The organism is Hirschia maritima DSM 19733 (assembly GCF_000378345.1).
Taxonomy (GTDB): Bacteria; Pseudomonadota; Alphaproteobacteria; order Caulobacterales; family Hyphomonadaceae; genus Hirschia; species Hirschia maritima.
On the sequence record NZ_KB899546.1, the window covers coordinates 517,296 to 537,269 of the forward strand.

General features: G+C 45.5%; 21 protein-coding genes. 9 read left to right on the plus strand and 12 right to left on the minus strand.

Translation table 11 applies throughout. The features are described from left to right. Positions 1 to 12 precede the first annotated feature (12 nt). From F551_RS0110825 to F551_RS0110835, 3 genes are all read right to left on the minus strand, one after another. Positions 13 to 1,479 carry an ABC transporter permease gene (locus tag F551_RS0110825; RefSeq protein ID WP_018997533.1) on the minus strand — a complete coding sequence of 489 codons (1,467 nt, stop codon included), beginning with the start codon at positions 1,477 to 1,479 and terminating at the stop codon, positions 13 to 15. Then, on the minus strand, positions 1,479 to 2,438 hold the full coding sequence (locus F551_RS0110830) for an ABC transporter ATP-binding protein (RefSeq protein ID WP_033404975.1): 960 nt from the start codon (positions 2,436 to 2,438) through the stop codon (positions 1,479 to 1,481). The genes F551_RS0110825 and F551_RS0110830 overlap by 1 nt, the downstream gene beginning before the upstream one ends. 103 nt (positions 2,439 to 2,541) lie before the next feature. Then, complete coding sequence (locus F551_RS0110835; RefSeq protein ID WP_033404978.1) at positions 2,542 to 4,020, minus strand: sigma-54-dependent transcriptional regulator; 1,479 nt, start codon at positions 4,018 to 4,020, stop codon at positions 2,542 to 2,544. Positions 4,021 to 4,140: 120 nt separating this feature from the next. Between F551_RS0110835 and F551_RS0110840 the strand changes: the two genes are divergently transcribed. The 5 genes from F551_RS0110840 (at position 4,141) to F551_RS0110860 (ending at position 9,544) form a co-directional block, all read left to right on the plus strand. After that, entirely contained in the window at positions 4,141 to 5,787 is a 1,647-nt protein-coding gene (locus F551_RS0110840) for a gluzincin family metallopeptidase (protein ID WP_018997536.1), read from the plus strand. A gap of 316 nt (positions 5,788 to 6,103) precedes the next feature. Continuing rightward, complete coding sequence (locus F551_RS0110845) at positions 6,104 to 6,409, plus strand: aa3-type cytochrome c oxidase subunit IV (protein ID WP_018997537.1); 306 nt, start codon at positions 6,104 to 6,106, stop codon at positions 6,407 to 6,409. Positions 6,410 to 6,425: 16 nt separating this feature from the next. Continuing rightward, on the plus strand, positions 6,426 to 7,562 hold the full coding sequence (locus tag F551_RS0110850) for a Re/Si-specific NAD(P)(+) transhydrogenase subunit alpha (protein ID WP_018997538.1): 1,137 nt from the start codon (positions 6,426 to 6,428) through the stop codon (positions 7,560 to 7,562). A gap of 78 nt (positions 7,563 to 7,640) precedes the next feature. Beyond that, positions 7,641 to 8,093 carry an NAD(P) transhydrogenase subunit alpha gene (locus F551_RS0110855; RefSeq protein ID WP_018997539.1) on the plus strand — a complete coding sequence of 151 codons (453 nt, stop codon included), beginning with the start codon at positions 7,641 to 7,643 and terminating at the stop codon, positions 8,091 to 8,093. 26 nt (positions 8,094 to 8,119) lie between these two features. Continuing rightward, entirely contained in the window at positions 8,120 to 9,544 is a 1,425-nt protein-coding gene (locus F551_RS0110860; protein WP_018997540.1) for an NAD(P)(+) transhydrogenase (Re/Si-specific) subunit beta, read from the plus strand. A gap of 34 nt (positions 9,545 to 9,578) precedes the next feature. On the opposite strand, the gene F551_RS0110865 is transcribed toward F551_RS0110860, so the two are convergent. Beyond that, positions 9,579 to 9,977 carry a response regulator gene (locus F551_RS0110865; protein ID WP_155825917.1) on the minus strand — a complete coding sequence of 133 codons (399 nt, stop codon included), beginning with the start codon at positions 9,975 to 9,977 and terminating at the stop codon, positions 9,579 to 9,581. Between the two features lie 61 nt (positions 9,978 to 10,038). Here F551_RS0110865 and F551_RS0110870 point away from each other — a divergent pair, with 61 nt between their 5' ends. Next, a complete protein-coding gene (locus F551_RS0110870) occupies positions 10,039 to 11,577 on the plus strand; it encodes a PAS domain-containing sensor histidine kinase (protein WP_081621182.1) in 1,539 nt (512 codons plus the stop codon). A 12-nt stretch (positions 11,578 to 11,589) separates the two neighbouring features. Here F551_RS0110870 and F551_RS0110875 read toward each other — a convergent pair whose 3' ends face one another. From F551_RS0110875 to ykgO, 5 genes are all read right to left on the minus strand, one after another. Further along, complete coding sequence (locus tag F551_RS0110875) at positions 11,590 to 12,138, minus strand: hypothetical protein (protein ID WP_018997543.1); 549 nt, start codon at positions 12,136 to 12,138, stop codon at positions 11,590 to 11,592. Next, positions 12,128 to 12,403 carry a DUF2312 domain-containing protein gene (locus F551_RS0110880; RefSeq protein WP_018997544.1) on the minus strand — a complete coding sequence of 92 codons (276 nt, stop codon included), beginning with the start codon at positions 12,401 to 12,403 and terminating at the stop codon, positions 12,128 to 12,130. The genes F551_RS0110875 and F551_RS0110880 overlap by 11 nt, the downstream gene beginning before the upstream one ends. A 147-nt stretch (positions 12,404 to 12,550) precedes the next feature. Further along, on the minus strand, positions 12,551 to 13,072 hold the full coding sequence (locus tag F551_RS0110885; RefSeq protein WP_018997545.1) for a tetratricopeptide repeat protein: 522 nt from the start codon (positions 13,070 to 13,072) through the stop codon (positions 12,551 to 12,553). Between the two features lie 96 nt (positions 13,073 to 13,168). Then, positions 13,169 to 13,786: an HAD family hydrolase gene (locus F551_RS0110890; RefSeq protein WP_018997546.1), complete on the minus strand. Its 618-nt coding sequence runs from the start codon at positions 13,784 to 13,786 to the stop codon at positions 13,169 to 13,171. Between the two features lie 21 nt (positions 13,787 to 13,807). Further along, positions 13,808 to 13,933: a type B 50S ribosomal protein L36 gene (gene ykgO, locus F551_RS0110895; RefSeq protein WP_015828757.1), complete on the minus strand. Its 126-nt coding sequence runs from the start codon at positions 13,931 to 13,933 to the stop codon at positions 13,808 to 13,810. Between the two features lie 247 nt (positions 13,934 to 14,180). Between ykgO and F551_RS0110900 the strand changes: the two genes are divergently transcribed. Beyond that, positions 14,181 to 15,521, plus strand: coding sequence for a lytic murein transglycosylase (locus F551_RS0110900; protein WP_233355240.1), 1,341 nt, complete (start codon positions 14,181 to 14,183; stop codon positions 15,519 to 15,521). 56 nt (positions 15,522 to 15,577) lie between these two features. Here the strand turns inward: F551_RS0110900 and F551_RS0110905 are convergent, their stop codons facing one another. Continuing rightward, a complete protein-coding gene (locus F551_RS0110905) occupies positions 15,578 to 16,006 on the minus strand; it encodes a GNAT family N-acetyltransferase (RefSeq protein ID WP_018997548.1) in 429 nt (142 codons plus the stop codon). Positions 16,007 to 16,234: 228 nt separating this feature from the next. Further along, positions 16,235 to 16,621 carry a hypothetical protein gene (locus F551_RS0110910; protein ID WP_018997549.1) on the minus strand — a complete coding sequence of 129 codons (387 nt, stop codon included), beginning with the start codon at positions 16,619 to 16,621 and terminating at the stop codon, positions 16,235 to 16,237. Positions 16,622 to 16,911: 290 nt separating this feature from the next. On the opposite strand from F551_RS0110910, the gene motA reads away from it, so the two are divergent. Then, on the plus strand, positions 16,912 to 17,778 hold the full coding sequence (motA, locus tag F551_RS0110915) for a flagellar motor stator protein MotA (RefSeq protein WP_018997550.1): 867 nt from the start codon (positions 16,912 to 16,914) through the stop codon (positions 17,776 to 17,778). Between the two features lie 66 nt (positions 17,779 to 17,844). Then, positions 17,845 to 19,719: an FAD-dependent 5-carboxymethylaminomethyl-2-thiouridine(34) oxidoreductase MnmC gene (gene mnmC / locus F551_RS0110920; RefSeq protein ID WP_018997551.1), complete on the plus strand. Its 1,875-nt coding sequence runs from the start codon at positions 17,845 to 17,847 to the stop codon at positions 19,717 to 19,719. Positions 19,720 to 19,728: 9 nt separating this feature from the next. On the opposite strand, the gene F551_RS0110925 is transcribed toward mnmC, so the two are convergent. Then, positions 19,729 to 19,965, minus strand: a complete 237-nt coding sequence (locus tag F551_RS0110925; protein ID WP_018997552.1) for a hypothetical protein — start codon at positions 19,963 to 19,965, stop codon at positions 19,729 to 19,731. Between the last annotated feature and the right edge of the window lie 9 nt (positions 19,966 to 19,974).

Below are 19,974 nucleotides of genomic sequence, written 5' to 3' on the forward strand. Positions count from 1 at the left end.
AAGACTATGATTTTAGTCCTTTGCTTTCTTTAAAAACTTCGTTTTGAAAAAAGCTGTGATCTCTTTCATTCCAAACCCGTTGACGGCTCCTGCTCGGTAAACACGAATAGAGCACCAGACGGCAAATGACGTAGATACGATCATCACTAATAAATGGCCAATAATCTCAATAAGGGGTGGCTCTAGCGGTGCGCGTAGGATCATTAAGAATGGTGTGAGCAGGGGCACCCAACTCATCGTGAACACAAAACCCGATGCGGGGTTCTGTAGCGCCATAATAACGATAAATAATGGAGTGGTGAGCAGTAGGATAAGCGGTGTCGCGAGAGCTTGTGCTTCCTGAATCGTATCGCAAAGTGCGCCTAGGGCGAGGAAGATGGCACCATACATCAAATAGCCAGCTAAAAAGCCTGCTAGAGCAGGCACGATTAGTGCCGGATCGAGGGCTGCACGTGCAAATTCCCAGGCTGCTGGACTAATCGCTGAATCAATGTTCAGGCCTGCCCATATGGCCATCAATAGCCATGCGCCCAAAAGGGTCGCTGATAACATGAGTACGCCAAGCAATTTTCCTGCGAGTAGGTTTGTTACGCTGACGCTGGTGAGTAGGCTATCAAATATCTTGTTAGAGCGCTCTTCTATTGTTCCTGTGAGCAAGAAATTCACAACAGAAAAGATCAGAAGCCATAATGCTATCGCAATGCTTGTAGCCGCTACAAAAGGCGCACGGTCAGTTAGGGTGACCTCATTGCTCTGATTATCATTTGGCGTGTTTGTTCCGGGCTTGCGGACGAATAATGAAGGGATATCGGCGTCTGCATTACGCACCTCATCTGTTGTAACGCCCGCGCTTTCTAGCAATTGTATGCGAGATAAGTATTTAAGTGCGCCTGTCGTGGCCTGTCTCAACTCTCCATTGACGATGTCTGGCGAGATATAATCAACGCTGGATATATCGCCAACCTGATCGCGTTTGACGACAATAGCGGCAAATAGAGTTTGTTTCCCAGACGGGCCATCAAAGGTCTGGCCTGAAGATAAAATCTGTTCAATTTCATCAACAGATTCGTTCTTTATCCTGATTGGGTGAAATGTGACTGGCGCTGCTTCCATCGGGAAGGGGAGATCAGCCTGATCTAATGCCTCTTGAGGAGAAGCTCCATCAGCGAATGCTTTTTCATATACGCTTATTGCGCGTCGCTTTTTCGCAGGCGTCACAGTGCTAAGAGCTTGTCTTAAAGCTATTTTCGTATCGAAATTTTGCCAGCTCTCAAACTGCCAATTCAAAGCTTCGTATACATCATCACGGCTATCAATGACTGTATAATAGCGGGCAGGTTGGGCTTGCATAATGAGAGAAGGAACAAGCAACCCTACAGCCAAACCTAGAGGTGTGAGGATCAAGCCTAACCAAAATCCGATGGCAGATACATAGCCAAGGTATTCGCGGCGGGCGACAAGCCAAATAGAGCGGAGCATTATGCGGTCTCCTCATCATTTAAATCTTCACCAACTAAAGATACAAAAACATCTCTCAGCTTGGCGCGGTGAGGAGTAAAAGACGTGATTGGTGCGCCTGCATTGATCGCAGCGCGTAGGACGTCCTGTGCACGTTCGCCATGAGAGAGGTCTATACGCCAGTGTTTGCCGTTTTCATCGGTCTTGTCGTATTCAGAAGTGAAGCCTGATTTTTCTAATGCGGCGTGAAGGTCAAAATCACCCTCGGTGCTGATATCTGCAGTTTCAGGGATGAGGCTCATCGCTTCATCGATTGTACCATCGAAACGTTTCTCACCTTTACCAATGATAACAAGACGGTCACATAGGCGCTCGGCGTGTTCCATCACATGAGTGGAGAAGATAATCGTAGCACCGCGTTCGTGCTCTTCTCGGATTAGCATCTCGAGATCGTGCTGATTGACTGGGTCTAGACCGGAGAATGGTTCATCCAAAATAATGAGGTCGGGTTTGTGAACTAACGTAGCAAGGATTTGAACTTTCTGAGCCATTCCCTTGGAAAGGTCTGAAATTTTAGACTTTATTTGCTTGCCAAGACCATATCGCTCAAGCATTTCGTCCGCGCGCAGGAGGGATGTCTTGCGATCCATTCCTTTTAGTCGGCCATAATAAGAAATGATGCCGCGTGTTGTCATTTTGCGATAAAGTCCGCGTTCCTCAGGCAGGAAGCCGACGCGATGGAGATTTTTGAGGTTTGGTTTTTCGCCAAACAAATAGGCTTCTCCATCATCGGGGGCTAAAACACCCAACGCCATGCGTAAACTTGTGGATTTCCCTGCGCCATTAGGGCCTAGAAATCCGAGAATTTCACCCTTTGGGGCGCTGAATGACACTTGATTGACTGCAGCTTTCCCTTTGAAGAATTTAGATGCGCAGCGCAATTCCAAAGGAGTTTGTGTATCAGGCAGTGGAGAATTCATGAAAAATCCAGAATAAAATGGCGCGTGTGATGGAGGTTCACACGCGCCAAGATTGCTCAACAAAGAAAATCATTCAAGAATGAAATCTCTATTAATTATATTATTATCCAACGTTTAGGTCATCATCCTCTTCGCGGACACGTAAGTCGTATTCGCGGACCTTACGGTAGAGGGTTGAGCGTCCAATGCCTAAACGACGCGCAACTTGTGACATGTGGCCGGAATATAGGTCGATCGCATACTGAATAAGGTCACGTTCAACTTCTTCCAGTGGGCGTAATTCTCCGCTGTCGTCCGTAATGGAGACAGGCCCTCCAATCGGTGAGTTCAGTTGTGCTGCTGTTTCCGCAGCATTCATCGGCGCGATTTCTGCGGTGGTTGAATCAAGGATGTCGTAATTAGGTGTTAAGCCTGAAATTTGTGGGAAGTCGATTGGTTGCAATTCATCGCCTTCACACAAAATCATTGCGCGGAAGATCGAATTCTCCAATTGTCTCACATTACCCGGCCATTCATGCGCCATGATAATGCCCAAAGTTTCTTTGGAGACACCTGTAATTGTTTTACCTTCTTGGGCGTTGAAGCGGCGAATGAAGTGGTCCACTAAAGGCGGCAAATCTTCTTTACGTTCACGCAGGGATGGCATTTCAATAGGGAAGACGTTTAAGCGGTAGTAAAGGTCTTCACGGAACCGGCCTTCAGCGACAGCTTGTGCAAGATCGCGGTTAGTTGCGGATATGATGCGCACATCTACTTTAGTTGGTTTGCGAGAGCCCACGGCATCAACTTCACCTTCTTGCAATACACGAAGAAGTTTTACCTGCATATCTAGCGGTAGTTCACCAACTTCATCCAAGAAGAGTGTACCTTGGTCGGCTTCAGCAAATTTACCGAGTTTTTTCTCATGTGCGCCCGTGAATGCACCTTTTTCATGACCGAAAAGGATTGATTCAACGAGGTTTTCTGGAATGGCACCACAATTGACTGTCACAAAAGGCTTGCCGGCGCGATCTGATGCGCTCTGAATACATTGTGAAACAACCTCTTTACCAACACCGCTTTCCCCTGTGATGAGGATAGGGATGTTTGATGTGGCTGCGCGTTGTCCAAGGCGAACAACCTGGCGCATAAGTGGTGCGCCAGCGATCATGTCGTCAAAACCAAGTGTCCCTTCAGATTTTTTGGAGAGACGTTTCACTTCACCTCGAAGATCTGATACTTTAAGTGCGTTTCTCAAAGAAACCACAATACGCTCAGGGGAGGCTGGCTTAACAAAGAAATCTACTGCACCTGCACGCATCGCCTGAACAACTGTATCGATACCACCAGATGCGGTAAGTACGATAACAGGAAGATCAGGGCGACGTTCTAAAAGACGTTCGAGCGTTTCCATTCCGGAAAGGCCTGGCATGATCAAATCTAGAAGAACAACTGAGATGCCGTTTTTTGCATCTGAAGCTTCTTCAAGAGCTTGATCGCCATTTTCTACTAAACGCGCACGAAATCCCTGGCGTTCAACAGCCGCTTGCATTAATCGGCGTTGAGTAGGATCATCATCAACAATAAGAACAGTTTTCGCCATTATCTTAACCATCATTTAAACGGCCGAAACAACGCGACCTCGTTTTCATGGTTCAACTTGGCACGAACTTATGAAATTGAGTTTAAATACTATGGTGTAATTTGTAAGGACTGCACTAAAATGGCGCCAAATTGGCTCAAAATGAACCGAAATCGCATTGGGGGATGGCGTTCCAGCCTTTACCAAAACCCTATCGATAAAAAATTGCTAAAAGATAAAAAACTTTTGAAAGCAATGGTTAAGGATATGGTGGGAGATCACTTATCCGGTAGATCTCATTTGTTTGAAGATTTAGAAATAGCAAACTCCCTGTTAAACAAGCTTCGTTTGTTTCTTCATTTATATCTATCGTTATCCACAAGCATAACGCAAGAAATGGAAGCAGAAGCTCTATCTATACTTAACGAATTAAATACAGAACGTGTTCAATTGCAGGCTTTGTCCATATGGTCGGTGTCTAATTCTACAGATGCACCAGCGAAGTGGAAAAGTGCACAACGCCGAAAAGGTGTTTCAGCAATGCCGTGGCGAGCGGCTGTCAGCTATGCGGAACAATCTCAGTTTGCTTCTGATCAGCATTGGGTGTCTCAATATAGATATGACAAGGCATTGCATCTGATGGCTCAAAACTTTGGTGGGTTAGCTGATATGGGGGCGGGGCTTAGAGATTCCGATTCTGCTATTCGAGTGAAATCTGTTGAGGCAATGGGAGCATGGCTTCAGGAGGCGGGAGCAGAAGGAGAGGCTCTTTTCAGAATTCAAGCAAAATTGGCTTGTAAAAAACGTTTTAACGTTGCTGCAATTGATGCCTCTGACCGGACTTTGGAAATTGCCAGGCGGGTGGCGTTGAAGCGCGCTCCGGATTTAGCGAGAGCATTCTTTAAATCAAAGCAGGGCAATACTGTAGAGAATCCCGAGCAGATGTGTTGGCATGATAGATATGCAGTGCCTCAAGAGAATGAAGACAAGAAGTCTTGGAAAAGTATCAAATCGTCTTTGTTACAAAATCTCAGCATACTTCCGGCTGAGATCAGTAAAGCTATACGAGCAATGTTGGTATCAGAGCATTTGATCCAACCCAAGGGACGTGGGGGTGGGTTTACTACACCTGTGTTTTATAACCGAAAAGGAAAAATAGAGGCAGGTCCTTATATATATGCGCCCTTCGATGGTGGGCGAGACAGTGCGCGCACATTGGCGCATGAGCTAGGCCATGGAGTTCATGCGTATTTATCTTCTTATCTTGGGCCTATGCAAAGCGATTCAGGATGGGCAGTTGCAGAAACAATTGCTTTGGTTTTTGAGCGATTAAATATGAAAGATGACAATGCTGCTCTAGCGGATCAAGATTTTGCTATGCTCGTGCACCAGCCTGCTATCGGTATGTTTGAACGGGAACTAGGCGTCTCGGAGGCTGAAATACCAGCGGATGCAATTTGGCTGAATGCTTTGCGTGCCCATTATGGAAAAGAGATATCTTTGAAAGGGTATGGGCCGTTTTGGAGGCGACATTCTTCTACGATTTCCGCTCCGGGTTACCCAATGTCATATTTATTAGGGTGGGTCTTAGCTGAATATATTTCAGGGCGTTCAGGAGAGGCATTCAAAAAATTGGAACAACCATTGCTGGATCTGCTAAAGGCTGGTGGGAGTATTGGTTTTGATGAAGCTGCTTCTATGTTTGGAGCCAGAAATGTCGAAGAGTTATTCCACAGAGCGTATGATCGTGCAGAGGCGCGGCTAGGTGTAAATGTTCATCATGTCTAGATGCACCAATGGTCGTTGCTGATGTCAGCAATTGCTGAATCATGGGGTGCGAGTCGGTCGCATTGTTGCTTTCTAATAATTTCTATAATGAACCGAGCTGGACCTTTGTGTCTGTTGAGGATATCTCAAGGTTTCAAGCTCTATGTTCCATGAATTGTGATGTAGAGTTCAAAAAAATAATATTGTGAATATTGCAGTGTTGGCGAAAAAATCTTGCGCTATCACTACGGATTATACCGTAGATTTTAGCATGAAACTCGTCTTGTCTGAGATATCACGAGGGCTATCTAATTGTTGAACGAAAAAGGTGAAACTAATGAGCGAGACTAGCGAGTACGTAAAAGGTGAGATGGAAATCGATTCACAATCGAAAATGTATTCAGCATTTTTGAAAGTGACAGCGTGGACATCTTTGATTTTGATCCTGATGCTCGGCTATGCGACTTTCACACTGACTATGGGCATGAATTGGATGGTGGCCATGGCTCTCTTTGCAATCATCGGTGCGATCGGTGGTTCAATGTTGGGATTAGGAGGAGGTTTCCTTCTAGCGGTGTTTGGTCTGATTGTTTTGGGCGTGTTTGTTCAAATCATGATCTCTCTCGGCGGTGCCTTAATGTAAGACACAAGAGCCTGCCATGAAAATAGCCGTTCCTCTGGAGCGGCGCGAAAGGGAACTTCGCGTTGCCGCTACTCCGGAAACAGTCAAAAAACTGATTGCAGCCGGACATGAAGTAAAAATTGAAAAGAATGCCGGGGTCAATTCCGGTATTCTGGACGAAGAATTCAAAAGCGCTGGTGCGCAAATCGCTGACGATGCAAAGTCTACACTTATGGGTGCTGACCTTGTTTTGAAAGTTAGAGCACCATCCGCTGATGAAAGATCTCTTTTATCAAAAGGGCAGGCTTTAATTGGCCTCTTAGAGCCTCATGGGGCCATAGAAGAGGCAAATGCCTATGCGAAGGCGGGAGTCACTGCCTTTGCAATGGAATTCGTACCGCGAATTTCTCGTGCGCAATCTATGGATGCGCTCTCTTCCCAAGCAAACTTAGCTGGCTATCGTTCCGTGCTTGAGGCGTCTCATTTATATGGGCGTGCAATGCCGATGATGATGACGGCCGCGGGTACAGTTGCACCTGCCAAAACGTTTGTGATGGGCGTTGGGGTTGCTGGTTTGCAGGCGATTGCAACGGCCAGACGATTGGGTGCTGTGGTGTCTGCAACCGATGTTCGCCCCGCGACTAAGGAACAGGTCGCATCGCTTGGGGCCAAGTTCATCGCTGTAGAAGATGATGAATTTAAAGCGGCAGAAACAGCTGGTGGTTATGCCAAGCAAATGTCTCCTGAATATCAGGCCAAGCAAAGAGAGCTGATAGCTTCTCATATCTCCAAACAAGATATTGTTATCACTACTGCACTTATCCCGGGTCGTGAAGCGCCTGAATTGGTGACTGAGGAGATGGTGAAATCCATGCGACCGGGATCCGTGATTATTGATCTTGCTGCGGCGCAAGGTGGGAATTGCAAATTGTCTAAACCGGATGAAATTGTTGAGGCTCATGACGTAAAGATATATGGCCCAACAAACCTGCCCGCAGCCATCGCTGCAGACGCCTCATCCTTGTATGCAAAGAATTTATTGAACTTTATTGCGCTAATTTCTGCACCAGATGGTTCTTTAAAACCTGATTGGGACGACGAGGTCGTTGCGTCAAGTGCGCTTACAAAAGAAGAAAAAATAGTACATCCAACACTCGTGCCGGAACCGGCCTAAAACAAGTTTATTTCTCCAATTGCTGCATTGCAGCAAATATATTGTTTTTACAATATAGCGCGAGAAGAAAGGATAGTTATGTCTAAATTAAAGCCTGCTTCCCTTGTGAGTGGTTTCGTGTTTGCGGCCCTCATCCTGTCTCCCACTGCATTTGCGCAGTCGGGAAATGAAGCAATCAACCCTCTTATTTTTCGATTAGCGGTTTTCGTACTCGCAGCTTTTGTGGGGTATTATGTGGTTTGGGCGGTGACGCCAGCTCTTCACACACCACTTATGTCTGTCACCAACGCGATTTCAGCAGTTGTTGTGGTGGGTGCGATCGTTGCGGCCGCAGCTTCTTCGCTGGGATCAACCAATTCGGAAATAGTTCAAAAAGTGTGGGCAGCTAAATGGTTGGGAGTAGGGGCCGTGGCTCTTGCTTGTATCAATATTTTCGGTGGATTTATGGTCACCAATAGAATGCTCGCAATGTACAAGAAAAAAGAACGTCCTGCAGCTGAAGCTAAGTCTTCAGACTCGCAAGCGGTGTAGTTTCGCAGATAATAAGGAATATAAAAATGTCTACGGTTGATATCTCGGCCCTTCTTTATTTGGTCTGCGCAGTATTGTTCATCTTTGCTATTCGCGGATTAGCCAGTCCTGAGACTGCACGCCAAGGAAACAAGATTGGTATTCTTGGAATGGTGTTGGCGGCTGGAACTACATTGTTTTTGGTTAAAGACAATTTGGACGGTGTAACCTTCGGTTTGATAACAGGTGGTGTCGTTATTGGGGGAGGTATTGGAGCTGTTCTCGCGACACGTGCGCCCATGACTTCCATGCCTCAAATGGTTGGTATGTTTAATGCGCTTGGCGGTATGGCTTCTTTGTTGGTTGCACTCGCTGCCTTTTATGCGCCGGCTTCATTTGGCTTATTGGGAGCTGAAGGAACGATTGCCCCGCGTTCATTGGTGGAAATGTCGCTCTCAGTGCTTATCGGAGCGATTACGTTTTCAGGTTCTTTGATCGCTGCGTTGAAATTGAACGGCTCCATACCGGGCGGCCCGATTATACTGCCATTGCGGCACGTGCTTAACTTATTAATTGCGCTGGGAATCGTCGCTTTGATAGTGGTTACAGCTAACTCAAATGGCGCGCAATCCGGTGGCGGAATGTTGTTGATCTGGATCGCAATTTTGGCGCTTATCTTTGGGGTGACGTTGGTGATCCCGATCGGTGGGGCTGATATGCCGGTTGTTGTTTCAATGCTGAATTCTTATTCTGGTTGGGCGGCTGCAGCGCTTGGTTTCACATTGTCCAACTTTGCTTTGATCGTTGTTGGTGCAATCGTGGGGGCGTCAGGTGCTATTCTGTCATACATTATGTGTAAGGCGATGAACCGTTCCTTTATATCTGTTATAGCTGGTGGTTTTGGTGGTGATGATGCGGATACTGCAGTCCGTGCCGATAATTCAGACAAGCCAGTGAAAATTGGATCAGCGGATGATGCTGCCTTCATTCTTAAGAATGCATCCAAAGTCATAATCGTGCCTGGCTATGGTATGGCAGTTGCGCAAGCTCAGCACGCTTTGAAGGAAATGGCTGACAGTTTGAAAGAGGCCGGTGTGGATGTTTCTTATGCCATCCATCCAGTTGCGGGGCGTATGCCTGGCCATATGAATGTGTTGTTGGCTGAAGCTCAAGTCCCATATGATGAAATCTATGAGATGGACGATATTAATTCGTCTTTCAAACAAGCTGATGTTGCTTTTGTGATTGGTGCAAATGACGTGACAAACCCTGGTGCTAAGGATGATCCTTCGTCACCAATTTATGGAATGCCTGTATTGGAAGTTTGGAACGCAGGAACCACAATGTTCATTAAGCGGTCCTTAGCGTCCGGGTATGCAGGTGTGCAGAATGATTTGTTCTATCGTGAAAACACGATGATGTTGCTCGACGATGCGAAGAAAATGGTCGAAAACATTGTAAAGGCTTTGTAGTTTTTATGACCGCAAAGCACTGAAAGAAACTGTCTCACGTTTTTGACAGACACTTCTCTATAGCCTGATCGAGAGTTCTCTCGTTCAGGTTATCTTTTTGTAGAAAAAAAGATATCAGCTGATCGTTTGAGTTATTCTCCGACAACTTGATTTCATCACCACTGATAAGAAGTATCGGGCCGAACCAGCCTTGATTTTTCAGCAAATTGACCGAGTGCGTGTAATTATAGTGCGGGGGGATGCGATTATCGAGAACAATCAAGTCAAAAGCTTGATTTTTTAGTTTTTGGGTAGCAGTATCCAGCGAGGTTGCATTATCAATAAAAAAATTGTGGAATTGAGTGCGTAGCAAATAGGCTGAAAAGATCTTTGCGAAAATAGCGTGATCATCAATCAGCAGAATCGCATTTGTTCGTGGGGGAGATCCTGTCATGTTGTGTGTGAGTACCATTTGCTATCAAGCTATAAATGCAATTTGAGCTAGGTCTCAACCAATGACGAGTTCTTCTTCAGATTGCAAGTCTTCAATGCAGCAAGAGGCAAATATAGACAGTTCATCTATGACTGGTGAAAGTAATCACACTATTCGTGATGCAAGTCGATTCAATACTATATTTGATCACGCTTCCACCGAGATTTTGTTTCTTAATTCAAGTACATTGAGCTTAACTGCTTATAATAAACATGCGCGAGTTCAATTGGGCTACTCTGATGAAGATATTAAAGGGGTGCCTTTCGATGACATCTGTTCTGTTGATGATGTAAACTTCCAAAATAGCTTGGAAGATTTGCGGTTAGGCAATGTCGAAAAGTGCTTTTTTTATGCTGAGTTCATAAGAAAAGATGGAAGCACCTATCCTGTAAAGCTTGAGGTATTGAAAGATTCCCAAGGTGAAAAACAGGGGTTTATCATTTTGGGCCGAGATATAACGCGGCGTGTAAAGCAGCAATATTTGTTGGAAAAAAGCCGAGATGAGTTGAGGCTTATATTTGATAATGTTCCAGCGCGAATATGGCGAAAAGACAAAAACAATCGATATTTAAAAGTGAATAAGGCAGCTGCGGGCCAGTTTGGTTTAGAACCTAAAGAGTTGGAAGGGCTATATCCTAGTGAGGTTTGGGAGGGATATGAAGAAAGTATCCTGCATTTAGATACTGAAGTTTTAAACTCAGGAGAGCCAAAGTTGGGATTGGAGGTCCGTGCGCCTTACGATCCAGAATCTTGGGAACGGATTGATATTGTTCCTGTTCAAAGTGGTGGTCGAGAAACCGATGGTTTGCTTGTAATAAGTTCGGATATCACAAAACAAAAAGAAGCTGAATCTCAGTTGGAAGCTGCTATTGAGGAATTGGAAGCTGCCAACGAACGGCTAGAGCAATTTAATGCGCTCGTGTCTCATGATTTGAGGGCTCCTCTCAGGCATATGCGAATGCTATCCGAGCTACTTCTCTTAAATGTGGAAGAGGGGTCTGAAGCGCATTCATATGCAACTGATATTCATCAAAATGCTGCTCAAGGTCAGGCTATGATAGGGGCGCTTAATGCTCTTTCGCAGATATCTAGATCTGAATTGAATAGAACTGAGTTGGATTTATCAAGAATCGTATTGCAAATTGAAACGCTTTTGAAAAATGAATTGGATTTAATCGGAGGCAGAATAATTTGTGGAGACCTCCCTTTTGTCAAAGCTGATGCGGAGCTAACTAAAAGTATTTTCCAAAACCTCATTGAAAACGCCATAAAATATAGAGCTAACCGACCACTTGAGATTGTTGTGAGCGCTCAACACATTGATGGAGAAGATGTGTTCTCTGTTGCCGATAATGGTCGGGGGATAAATGGAAAATACAGTCAGGAAATTTTTCAGATCTTTACGCGCTTATCGGGTGGCGATGAAGAAACTCCACCGGGGCAGGGCGTAGGACTCTCAATTTGCAGAAAAATTATTGAACGTCATGGTGGTAAAATTTGGCTCGATGAATCGTATGAAAATGGAGCTTGTTTTAAGTTTACCCTATCATCGGATGATTGATTGTAGCGCAGCCTAATCGTCAGATTTTCCGCCTAGAATAACACGAGGCTTAAAGCCAGATGTTGGCCTTGGAGTGTTTGGAGGCTGAGTGGGTGAGCTGCTCAAGGTGCTTTGTTCGCTCGCTATTTCTAATTTAGGCGCAGATGTTTTCTCTGGTGGCGAATTGGTGTCGATATCTTCAAGAATATCTTCGTGAATATCGCGCCCACGAGGCGTAAATTTAGGCGTCTTTGTTTTTTTGGCTTTGAAGCTTGAGCGTTTCATACCGTTTTTGTTTTTACGAGATTTTTTGTCTATTTCTCGTACTATGTGTGTTTGACGCGCTGATAAGGCTTCATCGAGATTGCCTTTTTCAGGATCGCTAAAAGCGCTTCCATATGTTTCCAGGCGCTCTTCTACACCTTCAAAGAAATCTTTTTCCCAGTCTGTCAAACCTGGGCCATTTTCGGCTTCAGCACGCGATTTGGCTTTACGTAATTTGCGTAAAGCCTTTTTCGTTTTCTTATCTTCAATATCGCGTGCCATAATAGTTGGCAGAATAGCGGAATCTCTAGATTTCACCAAGGGCTGCTAGATAAGTTCCAAGAACAAGTTCTTCTTCTTCTCGTTTATCCGGGTCTTGTTTGCGATGTTTGATGACTTCTTTCATCGCTTTAGGATCGAAACCGAAGGCTTTGGCTTCAGCAAAGACTTCTTTTATTTGCTCGGCGACTTCTTTTTTTTCAATCTCGAGACGCTCTACTTTTTCGATAGTCTGACGTAATTTATCACGTGTTGTTGGGTCCATAGAGCCCATAGCACCAATGACGTTGTCTTCTTCTTCCATTCCAATTCCTCAAGACAAGTTTCTAGAAAGAAGCGGGACACTAGCGTTTATATCGTATAGGTCCAGTACTCTTTTGAGTGGATGTGAATCTTTTACATTCGCGGCTTAGGCGAAATGTTGAATGTGCGAAAAAAGGGGAGAGGTGCGTTAAAGTGCGCGGCCTTCGATCAGGGGTTCTAGGCGCGAAACTGCTTGTTTTGCATATCTGGAATAAGGATATAGTTTCAATACTTGGCGATACGCGTTGAGTGCTGCTTCTCGTTCTTCAATAGCTTCGAAAATGGCCCCTAATCCTAGCCAGGCTTCAAAATGACGAGGCTCTAAATTCAAGGCTTCTTCGAAGTCCAAAATGGCTTCATCATATTTTCCTTGTTCAAAAAAAAGAACGCCGCGACGATACCAGGTTTCTGCGATTTCTGGTTCGATCAGAATTACACGATCATACATATCGCGAGCGAGTGAATGATTGCTGCTTTCTTGAGCGTCTACACCCCGTTCAAGCAGTATGTCGACCGTCGGGCCTCCGGATGCGAGCCAAGCTGCGATAATGTCTTCGTAGAGGAAGTTTGCTTCTTGCTCGGTTTTGGCTACGGCTAGTTTATCAAGAAGTCTCTGAGCGGGGCCAATAGGGGATTCAGCCATTCCATAGTTTGCTATGGATAGCATCATCAAAACACACGCACTTATGACTTTTAGCAACTTCATGGGATTAATATGGACAAAGCTTGTAGGCATAAGCAAGGCATAGTTTCATCCAGCTGAATTTTATTTGTTTTTTATAATGCCTGCTGAAATCAAATCTAAATTCATCTGTTCAGCGTTTTTGAATATGAATGCGCGCATGCCGGCATTTATCGCGGCATCAACATTATCCTGTCGATCATCAAAAAAGACGATATCAGAAGGGGAGCTCGTATTTATGCGCTCAAGTGCGATTTGATAAATGACTGGGTCAGGTTTTACTACTTTTTCAACGCCAGAAATAATGACATCCTGAAATTCGTTGAGTACCGGAAAAGCATTTGCAGTTTCTTCCCATTTCTCGGCGGGAAAATTGGTCAACGCATAAATGGGTGTTGATTGGTTTTGTAGTATTTGGATGATTTCGGGTACACCATCTACATAGCCGTGAAACATATCCAACCAACCTGTTCGCCAAGCGTGTATCAGGTCTATTTTATCAGGATGTTGTTTTATGAGGCGTTCTGCATTCTCGCGCATGTCCATGCCGCGATCATGGTGTGTGTGCCATTCAAGCGTACAAACCTCGCGGTAGAAGCGTTCAGCTTCTTCCTGCGAGGCAAGCAAATCCTTGTAAAGGCGGGTAGGGTCCCAATCGACAACGACATTGCCCAGATCAAAAAGAACAATCTGGTCTGCCATTTCGCTTGTGTCCTTGTAAAACTAGCCTTGTTTCGCTTTGAAACGTGGGTCTGTTTTGTTGATCACGTATACGCGACCTTTACGGCGCACAACTTTACAGTCTTTGTGGCGGTTCTTAAGAGACTTAAGAGAGCTTCTAACTTTCATCGTTCTTCTAGCTTTCTGCGGCCCCATAAAAGAGCGCCGTGAGCGTTGGTATATAAAATTCGAGCGCGGTACATACTCGCTATATCCATATTATGTCAACGATGATTCAGCTTCCATGTGAAAATTCTGTGCTATGTCGCGTAATTTGCTTGGAAAATAACACATTCGTCATGCAAGAATTGATGGCGAGTTGATGTAATCATGGTTAAGACTGATTTGATCACTTCAAAACGGATTGGAGAATTGTGTGGCGCGTTCGTTTAATTGGCTCAGTACGACGAGTATTATGTTGGTTGCTCTTACTGCGTGTGCAGCTGATGAGCTTCCTTTGCCGGCAGACTTTCCAAATCTGCCAGTTCCTGAGGTTCCTTCACCAGTGCCGCCAACTTCTCCGGCACCAGATCCCTCTCCAAATGCTGATGTGAAGGTCCCAGTTTTCATTTCTTCTGGAAATGCTAAGTTTGATAGCTGGCGAACTAAGTTCGCTCAGAGAGCTGCAAATGCTGGGCATAATGTGGGGATTGTTCATAGCGTTCTGCAAAGCGTTGTACCGATTGAAGTCATAAAGGCGCAGGCAATTGGTGAGGATCAGGCGGAATTTGTGAAGCCGATTTGGGATTATGTCGCTTCGGCCACGCATCCAAACCGTGTGTCTTTTGGAAAAAAGAAACTCACAGAGACGTCAGGTCTTTTTAACACAATTGAAGCTCGTTATGCGCCGCCTCGTGAAATACTCACGTCGATCTGGGGCATGGAAACTAGTTATGGCCGGATTCTGGGGAGTAGCGATGCTGTGCGCCAGTTGGCGACTCTTGCATATACAGGCCGCAGAACGAAATTTGGTGAAAACCAATTATTATCGACTTTTAAATTGATCGAGCAGGGCATTGTAACTCGCGATCAATTGAAAAAGTCCAGTTGGGCTGGTGCTTTTGGTCAAACTCAATTTATGCCGTCAACTTTCCTTGCTCATGGGCGAGATGGAGATGGTGATGGTCGTAAAGATGTGTGGAATTCGCAAGCGGATGCATTGGCGTCTGCTGGAAATTATCTCGAGGCTTCTGGGTGGAAACGTGGGCAGCCTTGGGCACTGGAAGTTTCTCTGCCGCCAAATGTAAATTATGGCTTAGCAGATGGAACAAAGAGAAAAGTTGAAATTTGGCAAGCCTTGGGTCTCAAGATTGAAGGCGGAAGAGCTGCAAACCCAAACTTGAAAGCGGAACTTTTTTTACCAGCGGGTTCTTACGGTCCTGCTTTCCTGTTGTTTGACAATTTTTATGTCATCAAAGCCTATAACAACGCAGATAGCTATGCGCTTTCGGTTGGGTTGTTGGCTGATAAACTTGCTGGGCGTCCTGAGCTGACAAAAGCTTGGCCGACACATATCAAAATGCTTTCAAAATCTCAGATTAAGGAGATGCAGGCCGCTCTCAATAGTATGGGGTATAAAGCAGGTCCAGTTGATGGGATAGCGGGGCGAGGAACTCGCGGAGCACTTCAGAGTTTTCAGAAAGACCGCAATTTAATGGCGGATGGTTTCCCTACAACACAGATGCTTTCAGCTGTAAAATCTGCTGCACGTGGTTAGGACTAGAATATAAAGTGAAAAGGCGCACGACTGGGCGCGCCTTTTCTTTTGCATTTTTAGTTTGTTTTAAAGTGCATTTTAATTGTCGTTTCTCCAGTTAGCTCGTGTATGAAGCGATGCGTTTCGACAAAGCCATATTGGTTGTAAAAACTTCGACCAATGTTGTTTTTTTCAAATACTTCCACCTGTAGATCACCCTTAAGTGCTGAAGCGTGATTGACCATTTTGTGGCCCCAGCCTGACCTTTGGATGTCAGGATCTAAGAAAAGACCACCGATTTCAGAGCCGATGAGAGCTACGAAACCAACAGGGCGGGCATTTACTTCTACAGTCCATGTTTCCGCGTTTGGAAAATATATGTCGCGTAAAGCTGGTACTTGGCTATCTAAAAAAGCGCTACTTAGAAAAGGGTGCGCAATGTCGCTTGCGCGACGCCAAACGTTAATGAGGGCTTCTGTGTCAGAAGCTTTAAACTCTCTAATCAATTTCGGAATGTCCTAATGTTCCACACCGACTTAACGGGTGGAGGTTTTGCTTTTGATTTCGAAACAAGACAAACACCACTGCACCAGTGATGCAGCAATTAGGTGTGAAGCTTGTGTGGGCAGGACTATTCCTGCCAGCAGACCTAGGACATAAAATCTCCGTATGAACACCGTGTGTTTAGGTGATGGCCTCATGGAGGTCAAGTTCGCGTGGTGGCTAAGGGGGAATTAGCCGGCAGTCGGGTTTTGAGGTTGGCACCCGCCTGGGAATTGTGTGCCGTGCGCTACTTCCCAGTTTACGCATGCCAAGTTTAATTGGCCCCAAACAATTCCCCATTCTTCGCCATATGTGCTGTGCGCCTTACCGGCTTTCGACACGATTGGGTCTTCGGGTACAGTAGAGTAGATGATGCCATCTAGACATTTCAAATAGTCACGAGCATTGCTCATATAGCTTTGGCCTTGAGCGTGTAGTGATTGAAATTCTTCAAATGAAAGCTGATCAACATTTGCGGGTACTGAGAGTTCGGTTGGTTTTTCACAACTACCAACATTTGCAAAAGCTGGTGCTGATAGAAGGCAGGTCAAGCTTGTAGCAATAATCAGTTTTCTCATCGGGGGCTCCCCATTCATCGTATACTCTGTCAGGCGATTACATCTAATGGACGTTGATAGAGTATGCTTGTGTCATTTTCTAGGTCATTCCGCAGTTTGCGGCGCTTTTTTAACTCGAATTAACCAAAAATACGGGTACACAACACAACCGCAGATGAACGAAATGAGGAAATGTTGTGAAGCAAATCCTAATTTAATGCGTCTGTTTTTTTGAATGGTCACACGTAACATTAAGGATAACAGGGCATAAAGGTATCAAATGAAGTTAAACCTATTGGTGGATATCTCTTATGTTTCAGATCGTAGGCCTGTTGGTCGTGTTTGGGATGGTTTTTGGTGGCTTTGCGCTCGCCGGGGGTACATTCGACGTTATTATTAAGGCTGCACCATTCGAGATGATGATGATTGGTGGGGCTGGTGTTGGTTCTTTTCTAATTTCTAACTCTATGGGTACAATTAAAGGGGCGTTGGGTGGTTTTGGTAAAGCTTGTTCTGGCCCTAAATGGAAGGCGCAAGATTATTCAGATCTTCTCGCTTTATTGTTTGTCTTAACCAAAACAATGAAAACCAAGGGGGTGGTGGCCATTGAGCCGCACATTGAAAACCCCAAGGATTCCAATATTTTCCAGAATTATCCGAAAATTCTGAAGGATCATTTCGCGTGTGATCTGATATGTGACACGCTTCGAATGATGACGATGAATATGGAAGATCCGCATCAGGTGGAAGACGCCATAGAAAAACAAATTGAAAAGCACCACCATGAGGCACATGGTGCAGCGCATGCGGTTCAGAACCTTGCGGATGCGTTTCCGGCGCTAGGAATTGTTGCGGCGGTGCTTGGTATTATTAAAACAATGGGTGCGATCTCTCAGCCGCCAGAATATCTTGGTAAATTGATTGGTTCGGCGCTTGTGGGTACATTTCTAGGGATTTTTATCGCGTACGGTATTGTTGGTCCATTTGCTGCTCGTATGGGTGAAGTGCTGGAAGAAGAAGGTCAGTTCTACAAGATTATTAAAGATGTGCTTGTATCTCATCTTCACGGAAATGCGGCTCAAATTTCAGTTGAGCTAGGGCGTGGTTCTATTCCAACAGCTCTGCAGCCAACGTTTACACAGATGGAAGAAGCATTGAGTGCAGCTCCTGAGGTTTAAACAAAACTAAAATAAATTCAGCGCGCCGTCTCGCCAGTTTGGTTGGGGCGGCGTATTTGTATCTGCATGAATGATAAACCCAAGCAAAAAATCAGCCGATTGCCTCCGCGTCCCGATCTGGAATGGGGTGAAGACGGTGTGCCGCGCGACCAAATCAATGATGATGTGTATTTTAGTGTTTCCAATGGGTTAGAGGAAACACGGGAAGTGTTTTTTCGCGGATGTGGATTGCCTGAACGATGGCAAGGGCAGGGTGACTTTACCATTGCTGAGCTCGGTTTTGGAACAGGGCTGAATATTGTCGCGCTTATTAAGCTGTGGAGGGAATATAGACCGTCTCAAAAGGCCAAGCTTCATGTTGTCAGTTTTGAAGGGCGGTTGATGCATGTGGATAGTGCGAGATCAGCTCTAAAAGCTTGGTCTGAATTGGCTGAAGAAGCAGAGATTCTTCTATCGAATTGGCCTGAGCGTGCCCGAGGTGTGCAAAGGTTGGATTTGGGGAATGGGATGTCCTTGATCCTACATCAAGATGAAATTCTGCCAGCCTTGCAAAATGCGAAATTTGAAGCGGATGCTTGGTTCCTTGATGGGTTCTCACCCGCTAAGAACCCCGCCATGTGGTCGAGTGATGTCATGATGCAGGTAGGGCGTCACTCTTCTGAAGGGGCGCTGATAGGCACTTATACGGTGGCTGGTCATGTGCGTCGCTCTCTCAGTGAAGCTGGCTTTGAGGTTTCTAAACAACCGGGGTTTGGCAAAAAACGCGAACGTTTAGAGGCTATTTTTAAGGGTAAGCCTGCGAATTTAGAAAAGGAGGCTGACCCCTTACTTTTAGATTGCCAAGAAGCTGCTCCTCAAAGCGTTGCAATTGTCGGGGCTGGCATCATGGGGGCATGTCTAGCGCATGCGTTCAAACAGCGTGGCTGTGATGTCAGAGTATTAGATCAAGCCAATTCTGTTGAGGAAGGCGCTTCAGCTAATCCGCTGGGGTTGGTGGCTCCTCGATTGGATGGGGCCGATACACCGCAAGCAAGATTATTAATTGATGCCTATTTGGCTGCTCGTCGTTTTTACAGGCAATTCCCGGATCACGCATGGTTTGTAGATGTTGAGCATTTTGCCAATTCGGAGACAGAAGAACAACGTCAGAGACGTGTGATTGAAGATCCTCCATTTGATGATGGGTTGTTGGGTGTTTTGCTGAATGGTGAAGGCTTAAAGTATAAGGGCGGCGTGGCAGTAAAGCCTGCAGATCTAAGGAAGCAATTGCTCTCAAATATTGAGGTTGAGTGGGGTGTGTCGGTTTCAGATCTAAACGATATTGATGCGGATTTGGTTATTCTAGCGTCAGGGTTGGGCATCAAGCATCTCACGTCTCCGGAGGGAGTGCCATTGCGTGGGCGAGGTGGTCAGCTGGAGTATGCAAATACATCAGTATCTGCGCTCGCGCGTTCAAAGGGGCATTACATAGTTGGGGCAGATGAGACGCTTGTGTTCGGAGCAACGTATGAGGATTGCGAGAATGATGTCCCCGAACTATCCCAATCAGCTAGAGAGAAAAACATAAAAGCTGTTGCGGAGATTGCGCCTGAGATAAACGTTTCAGATTTGGAATTGCAATCACGCACGGCAGTAAGGGCAGTCACAAACGATCAATTGCCTATTGTCGGGCGGGTGCCCGATTTCGAGAAATACAAAAAGATGTATGGCGAGGATTTGCGAACCGGGCGACGACTAAATACTGGGAGAGCACCTTATCAGAAGGGCGTATATGTAGCTGGTGGATTGGGATCGCGGGGGCTGACCTGGGCACCGTTTTTGGCTCAATACATTGCGGCTGAAATTTTTGATGAGCCATTACCGACAGGGCGTGGGGGGCGGGAGTTATTGTCACCAGCTCGTTTTTACATGCGAACACTTAAACGAGCTAAGAAAGAGTAAGTTGGAAATTTAAGCGCTCTTCTTTATATCTTTGAATCTACGCTTTAGCGCTTCATTTTCATCAGTAGCAAGGCGTTCTAAAGTTTCGATACGAGATAGAGCGATATCTAGTTTATCTGAGATTTCTTGAAACTGCTTTTCAGTGACTTGGCTGCCTGCCTTCACTTTGGTTTCAAAATATGAAGTGATCCCAATAATTGTGAAAACGATTGTCACGGCCAGCAGAATAAAGGTGAATACGTCCATAAGTGTAGT